This window comes from Streptomyces sp. NBC_00433 (genome assembly GCA_036015235.1).
Lineage (GTDB): Bacteria > Actinomycetota > Actinomycetes > Streptomycetales > Streptomycetaceae > Actinacidiphila.
The window spans coordinates 4676370-4695297 of the sequence record CP107926.1; the positions used below are offsets into that span (position 1 = coordinate 4676370).

The 18928-nt window shown below is 72.6% G+C and carries 17 protein-coding genes and 1 pseudogene; 2 read left to right on the forward strand and 16 right to left on the reverse strand.

Annotated elements, in window-relative coordinates; translation table 11 throughout:
* Positions 1-63: 63 nt before the first annotated feature.
* The 11 genes and pseudogenes from OG900_19840 to pdhA all read right to left on the reverse strand — a co-directional run bounded on the left by OG900_19840 (position 64) and on the right by pdhA (position 11291).
* Positions 64-1407 carry a cytochrome P450 gene (locus tag OG900_19840; protein ID WUH92139.1) on the reverse strand — a complete coding sequence of 448 codons (1344 nt, stop codon included), beginning with the start codon at positions 1405-1407 and terminating at the stop codon, positions 64-66.
* Between the two features lies 1 nt (position 1408).
* On the reverse strand, positions 1409-2008 hold the full coding sequence (locus OG900_19845) for an ATP/GTP-binding protein (GenBank protein WUH92140.1): 600 nt from the start codon (positions 2006-2008) through the stop codon (positions 1409-1411).
* Positions 1983-2354, reverse strand: a complete 372-nt coding sequence (locus OG900_19850; protein ID WUH92141.1) for a DUF742 domain-containing protein — start codon at positions 2352-2354, stop codon at positions 1983-1985. The genes OG900_19845 and OG900_19850 overlap by 26 nt, the downstream gene beginning before the upstream one ends.
* Positions 2351-2752, reverse strand: a complete 402-nt coding sequence (locus tag OG900_19855; protein WUH92142.1) for a roadblock/LC7 domain-containing protein — start codon at positions 2750-2752, stop codon at positions 2351-2353. The genes OG900_19850 and OG900_19855 overlap by 4 nt, the downstream gene beginning before the upstream one ends.
* The gene (locus OG900_19860) at positions 2749-3855 is read right to left on the reverse strand and encodes an ATP-binding protein (protein ID WUH92143.1); all 1107 of its coding nucleotides are present in this window, start codon (positions 3853-3855) and stop codon (positions 2749-2751) included. The genes OG900_19855 and OG900_19860 overlap by 4 nt, the downstream gene beginning before the upstream one ends.
* 364 nt (positions 3856-4219) lie before the next feature.
* Positions 4220-5314, reverse strand: a complete 1095-nt coding sequence (locus tag OG900_19865; GenBank protein WUH92144.1) for a potassium channel family protein — start codon at positions 5312-5314, stop codon at positions 4220-4222.
* Positions 5311-6750, reverse strand: coding sequence for a molybdopterin molybdotransferase MoeA (locus tag OG900_19870; GenBank protein ID WUH92145.1), 1440 nt, complete (start codon positions 6748-6750; stop codon positions 5311-5313). Before OG900_19870 ends, OG900_19865 begins: the two co-directional genes overlap by 4 nt.
* Positions 6747-7718 (reverse strand): annotated as a pseudogene (locus OG900_19875) (nucleotidyltransferase family protein). The gene OG900_19870 and the pseudogene OG900_19875 overlap by 4 nt, the downstream one beginning before the upstream one ends.
* Before the next feature lie 62 nt (positions 7719-7780).
* Positions 7781-9163 carry a 2-oxo acid dehydrogenase subunit E2 gene (locus OG900_19880; GenBank protein WUH92146.1) on the reverse strand — a complete coding sequence of 461 codons (1383 nt, stop codon included), beginning with the start codon at positions 9161-9163 and terminating at the stop codon, positions 7781-7783.
* Positions 9163-10194: an alpha-ketoacid dehydrogenase subunit beta gene (locus OG900_19885; protein WUH92147.1), complete on the reverse strand. Its 1032-nt coding sequence runs from the start codon at positions 10192-10194 to the stop codon at positions 9163-9165. The genes OG900_19880 and OG900_19885 overlap by 1 nt, the downstream gene beginning before the upstream one ends.
* Positions 10191-11291: a pyruvate dehydrogenase (acetyl-transferring) E1 component subunit alpha gene (gene pdhA / locus OG900_19890; protein ID WUH92148.1), complete on the reverse strand. Its 1101-nt coding sequence runs from the start codon at positions 11289-11291 to the stop codon at positions 10191-10193. Before pdhA ends, OG900_19885 begins: the two co-directional genes overlap by 4 nt.
* A 182-nt stretch (positions 11292-11473) precedes the next feature.
* Between pdhA and OG900_19895 the strand changes: the two genes are divergently transcribed.
* Positions 11474-11956 carry an Lrp/AsnC family transcriptional regulator gene (locus tag OG900_19895; GenBank protein WUH92149.1) on the forward strand — a complete coding sequence of 161 codons (483 nt, stop codon included), beginning with the start codon at positions 11474-11476 and terminating at the stop codon, positions 11954-11956.
* A gap of 25 nt (positions 11957-11981) precedes the next feature.
* Here the strand turns inward: OG900_19895 and OG900_19900 are convergent, their stop codons facing one another.
* From OG900_19900 to OG900_19910, 3 genes are all read right to left on the reverse strand, one after another.
* Positions 11982-12461 carry a hypothetical protein gene (locus OG900_19900; GenBank protein WUH92150.1) on the reverse strand — a complete coding sequence of 160 codons (480 nt, stop codon included), beginning with the start codon at positions 12459-12461 and terminating at the stop codon, positions 11982-11984.
* 108 nt (positions 12462-12569) lie between these two features.
* Positions 12570-13157, reverse strand: coding sequence for a TetR/AcrR family transcriptional regulator (locus OG900_19905; protein ID WUH92151.1), 588 nt, complete (start codon positions 13155-13157; stop codon positions 12570-12572).
* Positions 13154-14701 carry a 3-hydroxyacyl-CoA dehydrogenase gene (locus tag OG900_19910; protein WUH92152.1) on the reverse strand — a complete coding sequence of 516 codons (1548 nt, stop codon included), beginning with the start codon at positions 14699-14701 and terminating at the stop codon, positions 13154-13156. The genes OG900_19905 and OG900_19910 overlap by 4 nt, the downstream gene beginning before the upstream one ends.
* Positions 14702-14889: 188 nt before the next feature.
* Between OG900_19910 and paaN the strand changes: the two genes are divergently transcribed.
* Complete coding sequence (gene paaN / locus OG900_19915; protein WUH92153.1) at positions 14890-16572, forward strand: phenylacetic acid degradation protein PaaN; 1683 nt, start codon at positions 14890-14892, stop codon at positions 16570-16572.
* Positions 16573-16601: 29 nt separating this feature from the next.
* Here the strand turns inward: paaN and OG900_19920 are convergent, their stop codons facing one another.
* Both OG900_19920 and OG900_19925 read right to left on the reverse strand, forming a co-directional pair.
* A complete protein-coding gene (locus tag OG900_19920) occupies positions 16602-17408 on the reverse strand; it encodes a TrmH family RNA methyltransferase (protein ID WUH92154.1) in 807 nt (268 codons plus the stop codon).
* A gap of 105 nt (positions 17409-17513) precedes the next feature.
* Positions 17514-18806 (reverse strand): HTTM domain-containing protein, encoded by a 1293-nt coding sequence (locus OG900_19925; protein ID WUH95844.1) that lies wholly within the window; start codon positions 18804-18806, stop codon positions 17514-17516.
* Positions 18807-18928 lie beyond the last annotated feature (122 nt).

Sequence of the window (18928 nt, forward strand, 5' to 3'; positions counted from 1 at the left end):
GTTGACTACCCGTCCCGTGTATTAGTCATGCAACGCGCTGGCATATTCCGGATGTGGCGTGGATCACACCTTCCACCACGCCAGGAACGAACTCCACAAGCCGCCCTTTTCCGGCCTCCCCTGTGGGCGGGCGTGGGTTCCGCTTGTCGTCGTCTGCACCTTCTCCTGCGGCGCGGCCGAGGTCTTCTCGGCGCGGATCGGCGTGAACCGGGCCGGCAGCGCGGCCAAGGCGCGGTTGAAAGGTCCGGGGCGCCACGTCAGACTGTCCTCGGGCACCGCAAGCTCGATGTCCGGCAGCCGGTTGAGCAGGTTCTCGATGGCCGCCACCGTGATGAGCTGGGCGGGGTCCTTGGCCGGGCAGCCGTGCGGTCCGGTGCTCCATGCCAGGTGAGCGCGCTTGCTGAGCAGCTGGCGCGAGCCGGAGAAGGCCGGGTCGGAGTTGGCCGCGGCGAAGCTGACCATGACCAGGTCGCCCGCGTTCAGCCGGGTCCCCGCGAAGTCGACGTCGGCCACCGGGTAGTGCGGCGCGTAGTTCGACATGGGCGGGTTGTTCCACAGCACCTCGTCGATGGCGTCCTCGACCAGCAGGCCGCCCCCGGAATACCTGTCGTCCGACAGAATGAGGTAGAGCCCGTTGCCGATGAGATTCCGCAACGGCTCGGCCCCTGCCCCGAGAAGCAGGACGAGTTGATGGGCCATTTCTTCGTCGGTAAGATTCGCGGGGTGCTGCATGAGCCAGGACGTGACATCGTCGCCCGGCTTTGCCCGGCGGAGCGCGACGAGTTCCCCGACGCTCTGCGCGAGCACCTCGTTCGCCTTTTCCGCGTTGATTCCGTCGAATATACCGTTGATACCGAAGATGACCCGGTCGCCGATGTCGGCCGGGCAGCCGAAGAGCTCGCTGAAGACGAAGAGCGGCAGCAGCTTGGCGTAGTCGTTGAGCAGGTCGACGGACCCGCGGGCGTTGAACTGCTCGATAAGGTAGGTCGATATACGGTCGACGTTCCTGTTCAGCTGGTGCGCGTCCACCCGGGCCATGGTGTCCGTCACGGCCTGTCGCAGCCGCAGGTGGTCGGTGCCGTCGCTGAACATGCAGTTGGGCCGGTAGGCGAGCAGCGGCACCACCGGGCTGTTCGGACTGATCAGGCCCTGGTTGAAGTCGCGCCAGTGGCGCGAGTCCTTCCTGAACGTGTCGGGATTCTGCAGCAGTTGCAGCGCCGCCAGGTAATCCGTGACAAGGGTGGCGTTCACCCCGGGGGCCAACTCGACCGGCGCGGTGGCCCCGTAGTTGCGCATCCACGCGTAGTAAGCGTTCGGGTCCGCTGCGAAATCGGGCCCGTAGAGGGGCACCCGGCCGTGGGCGGGGCAGCCCGGCGGAGGCGAGGGGACCTCTGATTCGATGCTCACGTCATGCTCTCCTATCGGTACGCGTCTGCAGATACCGGACCAGAGCGATCAACGCGTCGGCGGATGACTTCTGATCACGGGCGTCACAGGTGACGATGGGGGTTTCCGGCAGCAGGTCGAGGGCTTCACGCAGCTCGTTCTCCGGACGGACCGGCGTCTCGTCGAAGTGGTTGACGGAGATCGCGTACGGCAGCCCGTACTGCTCCACCAGGTCGATCACCGGGAAGGACTCCTTGAGCCGCTCGGGGTCGACCAGGATCAGCGCCCCCAGAGCGCCCCTGGTCATGTCCTCCCAGACCTGGACGAAGCGCTCCTGCCCGGGTGTTCCGAACAGGTACAGGACCAGCTTGCTGCTGAGGGTGATACGGCCGAAGTCCATCGCCACGGTCGTCGTGGACTTCCCCCGGACTCCCCCGAGGTCGTCGACGTGCGCGCCGGCCTGGGTCATCCGCTCCTCGGTACGCAGCGGCGGGATCTCGGACATGGTGCCGATGAACGTCGTCTTCCCGACGGCGAAGTGCCCCACGACCAGAATCTTGGCCGCGATCTGCACCGCGTCGTCCAGATAGACGCCATCAGCCGAATCGGGCCTGGAGCCCATTCAGCACCTCCTGGAGGAGTGATACGTCGACAAGTTGCGCGGGAGGCACGGGGGCGCGTACGACGAGATAGCCGTCCGCCGACAGGTCGGACAGCAGGACCTTGACGATGCCGATCGGGAGCTTCATGTGCCCCGCGATCTCGGCGACCGAGAGGAGCCCTCCCGAACACAGGTCGAGGACGCTGTGCTTTTCGGGGTCGAGGTGGCTCGGACGCGGCTGTTCTGACGTGGTGACCAGGGTGATCAGGTTGAACTGGTCGTTGTCCGGGAGCCCGCGCCCGTTCGTGATGACGTACGGTCGCACTAATTCCACGGACAGCGCTTCGGGATCCCCGGGCGTACTCATGCCTGGGTACTCGTGTTCTCACGGACCGGACTGGTCAGCGCCTTGCCGAGCTGTCCGACGAGCTGCTGCATCCGGAAGGTGATCGCCCCCATGTCGACATCGGGAGCGGAGGAGACGGCCAGGTACGCGCCCGCCCCCGCGGCGATGAGGAAGACCCACCCGCCGTCGAACTCGACCAGGGTCTGCCGCCACTGCATATGAGCGCCACCGCAGAAGCCGGCCATGGTGCGGCTCAACGACTGGATGCCGCTCATGGCCGCAGCGACGGTGTCGGCGTCGTCCTTCATCATCTCCTGCGAGCGGGCCATGAGGAGGCCGTCGGCGGAGATCAGGATCGCATGACGTGCCCCTGGGACTTCTAGGGCGCTGTCAAGCATCCATGACAGGTCGTTGTTCACTGCGGATCGTGCCCTTCCGTGTTTGCGGAGCGCCCGGACTGTGTGCCGAGCTGGAAGGCGGCCATAATCGATGCAGTTTCCGCTTCCGTCCGGACCGGGGCACGGGTGGAATCCGCTTGCGGCACGATGGATATCGAGCCTTTTCGACTACGTTTCGGGAGGCCACCGGGGGTGGAAGTGCTCACTTCTGGCGCTGCTGCCCCCGATGTGCGGGGAGGCATCGGCGCTTCTTCCGGCTCTGGCATGCTGGTCAGAAGCTCCTCGGGAATCAGCACCACCGCACGCACACCACCGTACGGGGACGACGAATCGACGGAAACGCTGAATCCGTATCGGGCGGCGAGCACACCGATGACCGCGAAACCGAACTGCGGCGGATTTCCCAGTGCTGTGATGTCGGTGGGGCCCTGCGGCGACAGCAGGTGGTCGGCCCGCTTCTTCTCCTCCTCGTTCATACCGACACCGGCATCATCGATAATGATGCAGACACCCTTGGGCACCGTACGGGTGGTGATGTCGATGGGGGAGTCGGGAGCGGAATAGCTGGTCGCGTTGTCGAGCAGCTCGGCAAGCGCCAGCGCGACCGGTTCCACGGCCCGGCCGGTCATGGCGAAATTGCTCTGCGAACGGATCTCGACCCGGGTGTAGTGCCGGATTCTGCCCTTCGCGCTGCGCACCACGTCGTAGACCGAGGCGTCGGCACGCTGCCTGCCCAGCCACCCGTCGCAGAGCACGGCGATGGCCTGGGCGCGCCTGCCGAACTGCGAGTTCATGTGGTCGATCTCCAGGAGGTCCTGGAGCACGTAGTGCTCGCCGTATTTCCCCTGAGCCTTGGAGATGGCCAGCTGCTGTTCGTTCGCGAGACCCTGCAGCGTTCGCATCGCGGATTTCAGCGCACTCTTGGTGGCGTCTTCCGCACGGATCCGGGCCTCGTGCACGGAAGTGGCGTAACTGCCTTCGAGTTCCGCGTAGCGGCTCTCGACGGCCGCCTTCTCCCGGCGTGTCTTGTTTCGCGCTCTGCGCTCGCGGAGTATGACGGTGGCGGCGAGCGGCGTGCCAGCGATCAGAGCCCAGAGCGCTGGATCCTGTATGTAATGCGTCATGAGACTCTCTTTAAACGACTAGACGACCGCCAAGGACTGAAAGGGCGTACTGTGCTTTTGCGTCCGGAATGTCCCGAGAAGCGACGGCGCCCATACAGCGCCCACGAGGTCCGGGAGCATCGCACTCGACCTGTCGACAGCGGCACCGAGGCGTCGATAAATCGAAACGGCTCCATATGCCCGACTGCGGCATAATGCTCCTTGGAGTGGTTAACGCTCTCAACCGGATTGCCGTCCGTCTTACTCGCTTTGGCTGGCGCCGACAAGCGGCGTGATCATATCACCACTGATCGATCATGCGACCTGCAAGTATCCCTGGCATGTGGCGATGTGACGATGCGCCAGATACCGAGCGGTCAGCGGGTCAGCCCAGCGGTGCGGCAGTCGGGCCCTCGGTCGCCCGGCGGATGGCGATCAGCCGGTCGGTCGCCCGCAGCGGCGCCGCCTCGGGGTCGTCGTGGTCCAGCAGCCGCGCGTCGCGCACCACCGACACCACCAGGTCGCGCACATCCCGCGGCGCCGTCCCGGCCTCGGACAAGGCGACCGGCCGCTCGATGAGGTCGAGCCCGCTGCCGTACGTGATCAGGTCGTCCATCACCCGGCCGACGCCGGGGCTGAGCACCGACAGCCCGAGCAGCCGCCCGGCGGCGCCGGAGCTGGTGATGACGGCGTCCGCGCCCGACTGGCGCAGCAGCGGCGCGTTCTCCTCCTCGCGGACCGAGGCCACCAGGTGGGCGTGCGGGTTGAGCTGCCTGGCCGTCAGGGTGACCAGGACCGCGGTGTCGTCGCGCTGGGGTGCGACGACGATCTGCCGGGCCCGCTGCGCCTCGGCCCGCCGCAGCACCTCGCTGCGGGTCGCGTCGCCGGTGACCGCCACGTAGCCCTCCTCGGCGGCGCTCCGCACGACCTTCGGGTTCGGGTCGACGACCACGATCCGCTCCGCCGGCACACCGCGCCCCAGCAGTGTCCGCGCCGCCGACCGCCCCTTGGTGCCGTATCCCACGATGACCACATGGTCGTGCAAGGTTCTCCTCCAACGGGCCACCCGGAATTGCTCCCTGGTCCGCTCGGTCAGCACTTCGAGCGTCGTCCCGACCAGGATGATCAGGAAGATCACCCGCAGCGGCGTCACCAGGAAGGTGTTGCTCAGCCGCGCGCCCGTGCTGTAAGGGACGATGTCGCCGTAGCCGGTCGTCGACAGCGTCACCGTCGAGTAGTAGAGGGCGTCCAGGAAGGACACCGAGCCGTCGGCGTTGTCGTGGTAGCCGCCCCGGTCTGCGTAGACGATCGCCACGGTCACGGCCAGCACCAGCAGTGCGAGCACCAGACGCCGTCCGACCTGCGCCAACGGGCCGATCCTGGAGCGCGGGAAGGCCACCCGGTAGCTGCCCGGGGCATCCGGCGGCGGGACGTCGGCGCCGCCGGGACCGGGTGGTGCGCCGTCGCCCCGCCGTCTCATGTCCCGCTCCCCCAGGCCGGCGCGAGCGCCCCGGTGTCGAGCACCGCCGTCTCCTGGCCGGCCCTGGCGCCGCCCGGCGGGATCACCGCCATGCCGTCGGCGGCGGCCAGGCCGCGCAGCATCGCGGGCCCGGTGAAGTGCAGCGGCCGCGCCGCCGACTCGTCGTCGAAGACCACCGGGACCAGCCGGGTGTCCACCGGGTGCCCGGGGATGTCCGCGGTCAGCGGGGCCGCGTAGGGCGCGGGCACCGGGCGGCCGCCGAGCGTACGCAGCACGGGGGCCACCAGCGTGAGCACCCCGGCGACGGCCGCGAGCGGATTGCCGGGCAGCCCGGCCAGCAGCCCGCCCGCGGGCATTTCGGCCAGCAGCATCGGGTGCCCCGGCCTTACCGCCACCCCGTCGACCAGCAGCCGCGCGCCCAGGGCGGCCAGCACCGGGTGCACATGGTCGACGGGGCCGCCCGCCGTGCCGCCGGTGGTCACCACGAGGTCGGCGCTGCTCGCGGCCACGGCGGCGCGCAGCACATCGGCGTCGTCCATCAGCCGGCGCACCGAGGTGACGTCCGCGCCGAGCCCGCGCAGCCAGGACGGCAGCATCGGGCCGAGCGCGTCGCGCACCCGGCCGGCCCGCGGCGGCCCGTGGTCGAGCAGCTCGTCGCCGAGCACCAGGATCTCCACCCGGGGGCGCATGGTGACGGCCAGTTCGTCGTAGCCCGCGGCGGCGGCCAGGCCCAGCACCGCGGGCGTCACCACGGTGCCCGGGGGCAGCAGCTCGTCGCCGCCGCGGCACTCCTGGCCCTTGCGCCGTATCTCCTGGCCGGGGCGGGGAGCGGGATGCGGCGCCCGCACGTGCAGCCACTCGCCGTCGGTCCTGCGCTGGGTGCTGCCGTGCTCGCTGCGCAGGACCGCGGTGGTGCCCGGCGGGAGCAGTGCCCCGGTGGCGATACGGACGGCGTGGCCGCCGAGCAGCGCGTCCGCCAGGCGCTGCTGCCCGGCGAGCACCTGGCCCTTCAGCCGCCAGGGGCCCGTGCCCGCCACCGCCCAGCCGTCCATGGCCGAGAAGTCGAACGACGGCAGGTCCGTCAGCGCCGGCAGGGCCCGCGCCAGCGCCATGCCGAGCAGCTCCTCGCCGAGCGGCAGCGCCCGCGCGTCGAGCCGGCCGCCGACCCGGCGGGCGATCCGCCGCGCCTCGGGCCAGGGGACGGCGGCCGCCTGGTGCCGGGCCGCGGGCGCGGCCGGCGGCCGGTCGCCGGGCTCGTGCCCGAGCGCCACGACCAGCGGGTCGGTGCTCGGCGGGCGGGCGGCGGGGCCTGCCGCACGGGGGCCGTTGGCCAGCGCGAGGGCGTCGTCGAGCGCCCGGTCGGCGGAGTCGGCGCCCGGACGGCCGTGCTCCCGGGGGCGGTTCGCCCGGGGCCCGTTGTCGCGCGGGCCGGTCATCTGCCGGACTCCTCGGCCCAGCGCAGCGCCAGCTCGGCGGCCTTGCGCGCCGCCTCGCGTACGGCCTCGGGTCCGCCGCCCGCCTGCGCCGCCGCGTATCCCACCAGAAAGGTGGTCAGCGGGGCGGCCGGCCGCGCGACACCGTGCGCCGCGTCCCGCGCCAGGTCGAGCAGGACCCCGGTGTCCACGTCGAGGTCGATGCCCAGTTCGGCCTTGGCTGCTGCGATCCATTCGTCCACCACACGCCCATGGTCCCCGATCCGGCCCCGCAAGCCACCCAGGCTCACCCCTCTGACTCCCATCCGGCACCCCGGCGGCCGCCCGGACGCCGGGGTGCCGGGGCCTCAGCGGTCGGGGGCGCCGCCCAGCCGGGCGCGCGCGGCGGCCACGTCGTCCCAGGTGTCGCAGTCGAAGCTGGCCTCGCCGGTCGGGTCGGCGATCCGGCGCAGCGTCAGTTCGCGGGTCAGCAGGCGCAGGGGCAGGCCGTTCAGGGTGCCGTGCTCGGTGCTGATGAGGGCGATCTCGCGGCGCAGCGGCTCCGCCAGATACGCCGCCGCCAGCGGTTGGTCGCGCCCGCCCGGGTCGGTGAGCACGACGCCCTCGCATGCCCCCGCCCCTGGGCCCGCCAGGGCTTCGACGAGCGCGGCCACGGTGTGCGCCGCCAGGAAGGGCAGGTCGGCGGCCAGGACGACGACCGCCGCGGGGCGGTCGGCGCCGGTGAGGGCGGCCATCCCCGCGGCGAGCGCGGGCAGCGGGCCGCCGCCCGCGGGCTGCTCCCTGGTCCACCGCACCGGCAGGGCGGTCGGCCTGCGCGGTCCCACCACGACGGTGCGGTCGGCGCTCGCGCAGGCGGCGAGCACCCGGTCGAGCAGCATCCGGCCGCCCACGGCGAGCGCGGGCTTGTCGGCGCCGCCCAGCCTGCTGGCCGCGCCGCCCGCGAGCACCACCGCGTCGTAGCTCGTCGTCATGCCCGCGAGTATCCTCCGGCCGGGCCGCCCCGACCGGGGGAGGCCCCCGACCGGGGTCCGCGTCACACCGCGGCGAGCAGCACCGCGGGCTGCTCCACGCAGTCCGCGACCAGCCGCAGGAAACCGCCCGCCGTCCCGCCGTCGCACACCCGGTGGTCGAAGGTGAAGGACAGCTGCACCACCTGCCGCACCGCCAGCTCGCCGCCGTGCACCCACGGCTTGGCCGCTATCCGGCCGACGCCGAGCATCGCGGCCTCGGGGTGGTTGATGATCGGCGTGGAGCCGTCGACGCCGAAGACCCCGTAGTTGTTGAGCGTGAAGGTCCCGCCGGTCAGCTCCGCGGGGGTCAGCGACCCGGTCCGCGCGGCCTCGGTGAGCCTGGCCATCTCGGCGGCGAGCGCCGTGGTGGTCATGGTGTGCGCGTCCCGCAGCACCGGCACCACGAGGCCGCGGTCGGTCTGCGCCGCGAAGCCGAGGTGCACGGCGGGCAGCCGTACGATCTCGGAACGCTCGGTGTCCACCGTGGAGTTGAGGTCCGGGTAGCGCGCCAGCGCCGCCGTCACCACCCGGGCCAGCAGCGCCAGGACGGAGATCCGCCGCTCCCCCGAGGCGTTCATCGCCGCCCGGGCGGCGAGCAGCTCCGTGGCGTCGGCGTCCACCCAGCAGGTGGCGTCGGGAATCTCGCGGCGGCTGCGGGTCAGCTTCTCTGCGACCGCCCGGCGTATCCCGCGCAGCGGCACCCGCTCGGCGCCGTCCGCGACCTCGGGAGGGGCGGGCGACGGGGACGGGGCCGCGATCGCGCGCTCCACGTCGGAGCGCAGGATCAGGCCCTCGGGGCCGCTGCCCGCCAGCCGTCGCAGGTCCAGGCCGTGCTCCCGGGCGATCCTCCTGACCAGCGGCGAGATGACGGCCACCGGGCCGGCCTCGCCGTCCACCGCGACCGAGCTGTCCGCCGCGGCGGAGCCGGAGGGTGCGGCGACCGTCGCCGTCCCGCCTTGCGGGGCTTCCGGCGCGGCGGCAGTGGGCGACCCGTCGCCTGCCGCGACCGGGCCGCCGGCCGCCGCGGCGACCGCCCGCACCCGCTGCCGCCGCCGCGCGACCGCGGCGCCGGTGCCGTAACCGACCAGCACATTGCCCGAGCCCTGCCCGTCACCGCCGCCGTCGCCGTCCCCGCCGGACAGGCGGGCGGCATCGGCGGCGGAGCCCACGGCCACGGTCACCAGCGGGCGCCCCACCTCCAGGGAGTCGCCCTCCTCGCCGAAGCGGGCGGTCACCACGCCGCCGTAAGGGCAGGGCACCTCGACGACCGCCTTGGCGGTCTCCATCTCGACCACCGGCTGGTCGACGGCGACGACCTCGCCGACCTGCACCAGCCAGCGGACGATCTCCGCCTCGGTGAGCCCCTCGCCGAGGTCGGGGAGGGTGAATTCGCGCACGACGGCCATCAGCGCTCCTCCCACTGCAGTCGGCCGACGGCGTCGAGGATGCGGTCCACGCCCGGCAGATGGTGCCGTTCGAGCATCGGCGGCGGATAGGGGATGTCGAAGCCGGCGACCCGCAGCACGGGCGCCTCCAGGTGGTGGAAGCAGCGCTCGGTGATACGCGCCGCTATCTCCGCGCCGGCGCCGCCGAAGCCCGACGACTCGTGGACGACGACCGCCCGGCCGGTGCCGCGGACGGCCGCGGCGACCGTCTCCTCGTCGAAGGGCACCAGGCTGCGCAGGTCGACCACGCCGAGATCCCAGCCCTCCTCCTCGGCCGCCTCCGCCGCCTCCAGGCACACCGGCAGCGAGGGGCCGTACGTGATCAGCGTCGCCGTACGCCCCTGCCGGCGCACCACGGCCCGGCCGATCGGCGCCACGGCGGCCGGCTCCTGCGGCGACCAGTCGGCCTTCGACCAGTACAGCCGCTTGGGTTCGAGGAAGACCACCGGGTCGTCGGAGGCGATGGACGCCCGCAACAGCCCGTAGGCGTCCTCGACGGTCGCCGGGGTGACCACGTGAAGGCCGGGGGTGTGCAGGTAGTACGCCTCGGAGGAGTCGCTGTGGTGCTCGACGCCGCCGATGCCGCCGCCGTAGGGGATCCGTACGGTGATGGGCAGCGGCAGCGCCCCGCGGGTGCGGTTCCGCATCCGGGCGACATGGCTGACCAGCTGCTCGAACGCCGGGTAGGCGAAGGCGTCGAACTGCATCTCCACGACCGGCCGCAGCCCGTACATCGCCATGCCGACGGCGGCGCCGAGGATGCCCGCCTCGGCCAGCGGGGTGTCGGTGCAGCGGTCCTCGCCGAATTCCCTGGTGAGCCCGTCGGTGATGCGGAAGACCCCGCCGAGGGCGCCGACGTCCTCGCCCATGACGTGCACCGCCGGGTCGGCGGCGAGGGAGTCGCGCAGCGCCTGGTTGAGCGCCTGCGCCATGGTGGCGGGTTTGCGGGTGGGGGCGGCGGCGCGGTCCGCCGCGGTGGTGGCGGTGGTCATGACTGCCGCTCCGCTTCCATCTCCGCCCGCAATTGCGCGGCCTGCTCGCGCAACTGCGGTGTCGGCTCGGCATAGACGTGCGCGAACAGCTCCATCGGGTCGAGCGGCGGGTCCTCGTGCATCCGCTCGCGCAGGTCGGCGGCCATCGCCTCGGCCTCGTCCAGCGCGCGCTGCCGGCCGGCGTCGTCCAGCAGCCCGCGGCCTGTCAGCTCCCTTTCCAGCAGCTCCACGGGGTCGTGCGCCCGCCAGGCCGCGACCTCGGACTCCTCGCGGTAGCGGGTGGCGTCGTCGGCGTTGGTGTGCGCGTCGATCCGGTAGGTGATCGCCTCGACCAGGGTGGGGCCGCCGCCTTCGCGCGCCCGCTCCAGGGCTTCGGTGAGCACCTGGTGGACGGCCGCCACGTCGTTGCCGTCCACCAGCCGGCCCGGCATGCCGTAGCCGACCGCCTTGTGGGCGAGGGTGGGGGCGGCGGTCTGCTTGTCGAGGGGCACGGAGATGGCGAAGCCGTTGTTCTGCACCAGGAAGACCACCGGGGCCCGCCAGACGGCCGCGAAGTTGAGCGCCTCGTGGAAGTCGCCCTCGCTGGTCCCGCCGTCGCCGACCATGGCCAGCGCGGCCACCGGGTCGCCGCTGAGCCGCGCCGCGTGCGCGAGGCCGACGGCGTGCGGCAGCTGGGTGGCCAGCGGGGTGCTGAGCGGCGCGACGCGGTGCTCGCGTGGGTCGTAGCCGGTGTGCCAGTCGCCGCGCAGCAGCGTCAGCGCCTCGACGGGGTCGACCCCGCGGGCGACGACGGCGAGGGTGTCGCGGTAGCTGGGGAAGAGCCAGTCGCGGGGCCGCAGCGCGAGGGCGGCGGCGATCTCGCAGGCCTCCTGGCCGGTGCTGGACGGATAGACGGCGAGGCGGCCCTGCTTGGTCAGGGCGGTGGCCTGCCGGTTGTAGCGGCGGCCGCGGACGAGCTGCCCGTACAGCCTGCTGAGCAGCGCGGGGTCCAGGTCCGCCGCGGCAGGGGTGCCGAGCAGCCGGTAGGGCTCCGGGTCGGGCAGCAGCGGCGCGGCGTCGGCGCGAGGCCGCCAGGCAGGGGTGTCCAGCACGGTCATCGCGAGCACCTCCTCGTGGTCGGTGGCCGAAGGCAATCGGTGGCGCGAGCGGGTTCCGCTCTCCCTACCGATTGTTCGGTCGCCGGAGGCATTTTGGCTACGGGGTGGTTTCGCCTGTGGACAAACGGTTCTGCACAGCCTGAGATGGAGCCAGTACGTCCATGGTAGGGAGCTTGCGGGGGATGGCGAGAGAACAGATGGCCGACGAGGAGCCGACGGTCCGACCTCTGGACCCGATAGACCGCACGATCCTGCGGCTGCTGCAGGAGGACGGCCGGGCCTCGATACGCTCGGTGGCCGAGCGGGTGCACGTATCCAGGGCGAACGCCTACGCCCGGATCAACCGGCTCATCGAGGACGGGGTGATCCGGGGTTTCACCGCCCGGGTCGACCACGAGCGGGCCGGGCACGGCGCCTCCGCCTACATCACGCTCAAGATCGTCCAGAATTCCTGGCGGACCGTGCGGGAGAAGCTCGTCACCCTTCCGGGTGTCGCCCACATCGCCCTGGTGAGCGGCGATTTCGACGTGCTGCTCCTGGTGCACACCGTCGACAACCGCAGCCTGCGCGAGCTGGTCCTCAGCCGGCTGCAGTCCATCGAGGAGGTGCTGAGCAGCCGTACGCTGCTGGTCTTCGAGGAGACCGACCAGGTGGTCGGGGACTGACGCCCGGCGGCGTCAGCTGCCGTACTCATCGACCACCGCGTCGACCGGCGGTGCGATCGAGCCGGCCGAGGCCAGCACGGGCGGTGCCGCCCTTGGACGCGCCGACCAGCAGCACCTTGTGCGCGCCCTTGACCCGGGCGTGGGCGACGGCCGCGGTGCTCTCCGCGACCTCGCTGCCCGCGGAGTCGACCGCGATCACCCGATAGCCGTCCTCGGCCGGCTCGACGGCGTCCGGCACCCACCGGCAGACGTCGCCGTCGGCCTGGTGCGCGAGGACCAGCGCGGTCGTTCCCTTGCCGGTCGCGAAGGCCTCGGCGTCCTGGCCCTCGGAGCTGGTGAAGGTCACATAGCCCGTCTTGGCCTGTTCGGGTGACAGGCAGCCGAAGTCGTTGGCCCCGGCGGTCGGTGCGTGGCTTCCGGCCTCGCCGCCGCGGCCGGCGAGCGGCAGGACGGACATCGCGAGCACCGAGGCGGCCGCCGCACGCAGCGGTGCGCGGCCTCGCACAGAGGATCGATCAGCCGTGGGCATGGCTGGATCGTGGCGGTGATCACCCTCCGAGCCAATGGTCTGTACCAATAGGCGGACCTGTCGCCGCACCGCCGCGGATCCGGTCTACGTACGCAGCCCGTCGAAGGCCAGCCGCACCACGGCGTCGGCGACCTGCTCGCGGTCGAGCGCCCCCTTCACGGCGGGGCGATACCACTCGGCTATCGAGTTGATCATCCCGAAGAGCAGCCGGGTGGCCAGCCTGACCTCGACATCCAGCCGCAGGTCGCCCTCCGCCACGGCCTCCTTGAGCAGCTCGGCGACCCGCTGGTCGAACTCCCGCCTGCGCTCCATCGCCCACCGCTCGGTCGTGGTGTTCCCCCGGACCCGCAGCAGCAGGGTGACGTAGGGAAGTTCGTCCATGAGGACGACGGCGGTGCGCCGGATGACATATTCGAGCCGCCGCACCGCGGGGCCGCTCCCGGCCTCCGGCTGGTCGAGGATGCCGAACAGGCCGTCGAGTGCGCGGCCCACCGCCCGGTTGAGCAGCTCCTCCTTGCCGCGCACATGGTGGTAGATCGAGGATTTCGAGATGCCCGCCGCGCGCGCGAGGTCCTCCATGGACGTGCCGTCGTAGCCGCGCTCGTTGAAGACCTCCACGGCCACGGCGAGCAGCGAGTCCGGCGTATAGGTGTCGCGCTTAGGCATGGTCATGAGGAGAACACACCTTCGGCCGCGTCCGCACGCCGCCGCAGCTCCCGGCAGGGGGCGTAGCGCCCGGTGGGGGAGGCGCGGTGCAGCGCGTCCAGCAGATCACGCACATAGCCGGCGGAAACCCGCTCACACCACTCCAGCGGACCCAGCGGGTAGCTGACGCCCAGCCGCATCGCGGTGTCGATGTCCCGGGCGGAGGCGACTTGCCGGGCGACCGCGTCGGCCGCCAGATCGGCCAGCATGGCGACCGTCCGCGCCACGATCAGGCCCGGCACGTCCCCGATGACGCTGACGTCCTTGCCCAGCGCCTGGAAGAAGCCCACCGCCCGGTCCACCGCCTCCGCCTGCACCCCGTCGCAGGGTGCGACGGCGACACGGGTAGCGGTGCGGTAGTCCAGGGCCAGGTCGAAGCGGATCCCCGGCGCGGGCATGGGACGGCCGTCCGCGAGCCGCAGCGGCACACCGCCGGGCAGCACGATCGCTCCCGGCCCGTCCGCCGGCTCCTCGCGCACCTCGATCCCCGACTCCGCGGCCAGCCCGGCGAGCGCCCGCGCGGGGCCGAGGTCGCCGCGCAGCACGACGTAAGGCGGTGAGACGGCCGGCTCGGCAGTATGCGGCCGGATCTCCGGCTTCCGTACGCCGCCGGCCTGCCGTCCGGCGCGGGCGCCGCCGGTGTCCTCGCCGTACGCGAACCAGCCGCGCCCGGTCTTGCGGCCGAGCCGCCCGGACTCGACCAGCCGGCGCTGTGCCAGCGACGGGGTGAATTTCGGGTCGTGGAAGAAGGCCTCCCAGACCGAGCGTGTGACGGCCTCGTTGACGTCCTGGCCGATCAGGTCCATCAGCTCGAAGGGCCCCATGGCGAAGCCGCCGCATTCGCGCAGCACCGCGTCGATCGTCGCGGGGTCGGCGGCGCGCTCCTCGTAGACCCGCAGCGCCTCGGCGTAGAAGGGGCGGGCGACGCGGTTGACGACGAAGCCCGGGGTGTCGGTGCAGCGCACCGGCGTCTTGCCCCAGGCGGCCGCCGTGTCGTAGGCGGTGGTGACGGCCGCGGCGTCGGTGGCGGCCCCGGCGACCACCTCGACCAGCGGCAGCAGCGGGGCGGGGTTGAAGAAGTGCAGCCCGACCAGGCGGCCCGGCAGCCGCAGCGCGCCCGCGACGGCGGTCACCGGCAGCGAGGAGGTGTTGGTCGCCAGCAGGCAGCCGTCGCCGACGACGGCCTCCAGCTCGGCGAAGAGCGCCTGCTTGGCGGCCAGGTCCTCGACCACGGCCTCCACGACGAGCGACGCTCCCGCCAGGTCCGCGGCGCCCTCGGCGGGGACGAGCCGGGCCAGCGCGTCCTTGAGTTCGGGCGCGCCGAGCCTGCCCTTGGCGACCAGCCGGTCCAGGCGGCCCGCCACGGCGTCGGCCGCGACCTGCGCCCGGCCGGGGGCGGCGTCGTGCAGCAGCACCCGGTGGCCGGCCAGCAGCGCCACCTGTGCGATCCCCTGGCCCATGGTCCCGACGCCGACGACGGCCACGGTGCTGGTGCGGTCAAGTGCGGTCACGCTGTCCACGACTCCTTGCCGATGCCGAACGGTTCCTGCCGGGGCCCGTGGCGCCCGCGCCCTCCGGGCTCTCCCGGCTCCGGCAGAGTTATCCACAGGCCGGGTTTCCCGCCCTTGTCCCGACCGAACATTCGGTTAATCTAGCGGTGTTCCCACACCCAGCCCAGCTCGACGAGGAGTTGGTCCCATTGTCCGCCGATCTCTCCACCCTGTCCCTGGCCGAGCGCCATCGCGACACCCTCGACAAGGCGCTGGAGACCATAAGGACCCGCGCCTACTGGTCGCCCCACCCCGAGCAGCCGAAGGCGTACCCGGACGCCGACGAGGGCAGGGCCGCCTTCGAGGCGCTGCTCGGGAAGCCCTTCCCCTTCGCCTCCGCGCAGCCGGGGACGGACGAGTGGACCGGCGGCGAGCACTCGCCCTACGGCATCGAGCTGGGCGTGACCTATCCGCACCCGGATCCCGACGTGCTGCTGCCCGCCATGCGCGCCGCGATGCCCGCCTGGCGTGACGCGGGGCCCGAGACCCGCGCGCTGGTGTGCCTGGAGATCCTGTCCCGGATCAACGCGCGGACGCACGAGTTCGCCCACGCGGTGATGCACACCTCGGGCCAGGCCTTCACGATGGCCTTCCAGGCCGGCGGCCCGCACGCACAGGACCGCGGCCTCGAAGCGGTGGCCTACGCGTATGCCGAGCAGACCCGCACCCCCGAGAGCGCCGAGTGGGTCAAGCCGCAGGGCAAGCGGGACCCGCTGGAGCTGCGGAAGTCCTTCACCGCGGTGCCGCGCGGCATCGGCCTGGTGATCGGCTGCAACACCTTCCCGACCTGGAACGGCTATCCGGGCCTGTTCGCCTCGCTGGCCACCGGCAATGCGGTGCTGGTCAAGCCGCACCCGCGGGCCGTGCTGCCGCTCGCCATGACCGTCGCCGCCGCCCGTGACGTGCTGGCGGAGGCGGGCTTCCCGCCCGACCTGGTGTGCCTGGCCGTCGACCGGCCGGGCGAGGGACTGGCAAGGACGCTGGCCCTGCGCCCCGAGGTCCGCGTCATCGACTACACCGGGTCGACCGCCTTCGGCGACTGGCTGGAGGCCAACGCGCGCCAGGCGCAGGTCTTCACCGAGAAGGCCGGGGTCAACACGGTGGTGGTGGACTCCACCGACGACTACCGCGGCATGCTCTCCAACCTGGCCTTCGCCCTGTCGCTGTACAGCGGGCAGATGTGCACCACCCCGCAGAATCTGCTGATCCCCCGGGACGGCATCGGCACGGAGGCGGGACCGCGGGCGTACGACGAGGTGGTCGCCGACCTCGCCGCCGCGGTGGAGCGGCTGCTCGGCGACGACGCCCGGGCCAACGCGCTGCTCGGCGCGCTGGTCAATCCGGACGTCAGGGCCCGGCTGGACGCCGCGCCCGGCATGGGCGAGGTCGCGCTGGCCTCCCGCGCGGTGGTCCACCCCGACTTCCCCGACGCGGTCGTCCGCACCCCGGCCCTGGTCAGGCTGGACACCGCCAAGCCGGACGCGGAGGCGGCCTTCATGGCCGAGTGCTTCGGCCCGGTCGCCTTCGCCGTCGCCGTGGACTCCACCGACGCGGCGCTGCGGCTGCTGCGCCGCACGATCCGCGACCACGGCGCCATGACGGTGGGCGGCTACACGACCTCGCCCGAGGTGGAGCGGCAGCTGGAAGAGGTCTGCCAGGAGGAGTGCGCGCAGCTGTCGCTCAACCTGACCGGCGGGGTCTATGTGAACCAGACCGCGGCCTTCTCCGACTTCCACGGCTCCGGCGGCAATCCCGCGGCCAATGCGGCGCTGTGCGACGCGGCGTTCGTCGCGAGCCGCTTCCGCACGGTGGAGGTGCGCAGGCCGGCCTGACCGGCCGCGCCCCCCCGGCGGGCGCGGGGTCAGGGGCGTCCGGGGACCAGCGGGGAACCGGACGTCGCCGACCAGTGATAGAGCGTCATGCCGACGCTGGTGGCGAGGTTGTAGCTCGACACCTGCGGCCGCATCGGCAGCGAGACCAGTGCCGTGGCTCGGGCGCGCAGCTCGTCGGACACGCCGTGCCGCTCCGAGCCGAAGACGATCAGCGCGTCGTCCGGCAGCTCGGTGCCGCGGATGTCCGCGCCTTCGGGGTCGAGGACGTGCAGCGGCCCCGGCGGCAGCCGGTCCGGGTCGGCGCGGTCCACGGCCGTCGCGTAGTGCAGCCCGGCGCCGGCCCGTACGACGTTGGGGTGCCAGGGGTCCAGGTCGCCGGTGGTGACGACGCCGGTGACACCGAAACCGGCGGCGAGCCTGATCACGGCACCGACATTGCCGAGGTTGCGCGGGCGGTCGAGGACCACGACCGGGGCCCGCCGGGGCAGCGCGGTCAACGCTGCCGTGCGCCCGTCCCCGTCCGGGCGGGCGGCGAGCGCGGCCACCCCGGTGGGGTGGACGCGGGCCACCAGCTCGCGCAGCGCGGCGGCCGGGACCTCGATGACGCGCTCGGCGAGGTCCGCGGCCAGGTCGGGCGCGAGGTCGGCGGCCAGCCGCAGCACGGCGTCCTTGTCGCTGCTGACCGCGACATGGACGTCGGCGCCGAAGCGCAGCGCGTGCTTGAGGGCGTGGAAGCCGTCGAGCACGACCGTGTCCGCGTCGGCGGCGTGCTCATGCCACCGCAGCACGGCGGACCGCACCCCGGGCAGCCGGAGTGCGGCCTGCTCATCGCTCATGCCGCCACCTTACGGCGGGGCCCTGCGCCACCCGCCCCGGTCGGCGGCCGGGGTCGGGTCGGCGGGTCAGCGGGCCCTCGGGCCCTCGGGCCCCGGGTCAGCTCGTCAGGTGACGGCCTCGGTGGGCGACGGCCCCGCCGCGGGCTGCCCGGCGTCCTCCCCCGCCGACCGCTGCCCGGGGACCCCGGCGGCCTTCGGCAGCGCCGAGGACCGGCTCAGCGGCCGGGCGACCTGCTCGCCCAGCCAGCGCAGGAAGCCGGTGGGCAGGAAGACGGCGTCGGCGGCGATCATCGCCAGCGAGAAGAAGGGCAGGCCGAGCACGATCGCGATCGACGCGTGCTCCAGCATCATCGCCGCCAGCAGCACGTTCTTCACCCGGCGGTTGAAGAGGGTGAAGGGGAAGGCGACCTGGACAATGACCGTGCCGTAGGTGATCAGCATGACCATCAGCGAATTGCCCGCCAGCGCGTGCGACAGGCTCGGCCACGGGGTGAAGTCGTCCAGGTGCAGCGGATAGTAGAGCGCGGTGCCGTCCTCCCACCGGCTGCCCTGGATCTTGTACCAGCCGGCCGTGGAGTAGATCAGGCAGACCTCCACGACGACCACCAGCATGGCGCCGTTGTGGATGACGTCGGCCATGGTGTTCAGCACGGTGCGCGGCTCACCGGGCGCGTAACGGCGTACCGCCCACCACAGCGCCTGGAGCAGCAGGCCCACCCACAGCGCCACGCGCCACTCGGTGCTGAGCTTGCCCGCCGCGGTGGCCGCGACCAGGGCGGCCCCCAGCAGCAGCCACAGCGCGATCCCCACCGGGTCGGCCCCCGCGCTCCCCGGCAGGCGCGGAGCGCCCTCGGCCCGCGCGTCCGCCGAAGCCGAAGCCGAATCCGAATCCGATACGGAAGCCGCCGCCCGCGCCCGCGCCTTGGCCGCGGCCCGGTCGGCGAGCCGCCGGTCCAGCGACCAGACCTGCCCGCAGCGGGTGAAGACCAGGTAGATGGCCATCAGGTGGATGACGTTGTCGCCGCCGTCGCCCATGAAGACGCTGCGGTTCTGCAGGGACAGCACCCCCAGCATGAAGAGCACCGACGCGGTCCTGGTGCGCCAGCCGATCAGCAGCATGGCGCTGCTGAGCACGGCCACCGCGTAGACCAGCTCGAACCAGCCGCGGCTGTCGCTCCACAGCACCGCGGTGAAGGCGTGGTTGCCCGCCACCAGCCGCTTGGCCAGGTCGAAGGTCCACGGGCTGTCGGGCCCGTAGAGCTCGGAGCGGTGCGGCCACTCCCGCAGCAGGAAGAGCAGCCAGGTCAGCGAGAAGCCGATGCGTACGATCGCGGTCTGGTAGGGCGCCAGGGCGCTGCCGGTGACCCTGGCGAGACCGCCGGCGATACCCCGGTCGATCGCCCGGCCGAGCCCGGCGAAGGGCGAGGGGACCGGGGCGGGGTCCAGCGCGTGGCTGCCGGCGGCCGGGGCGGCCGCGGCGGAGCCAACGGTGCCTGCGGAGCCGACGGTACTGGCGGCGG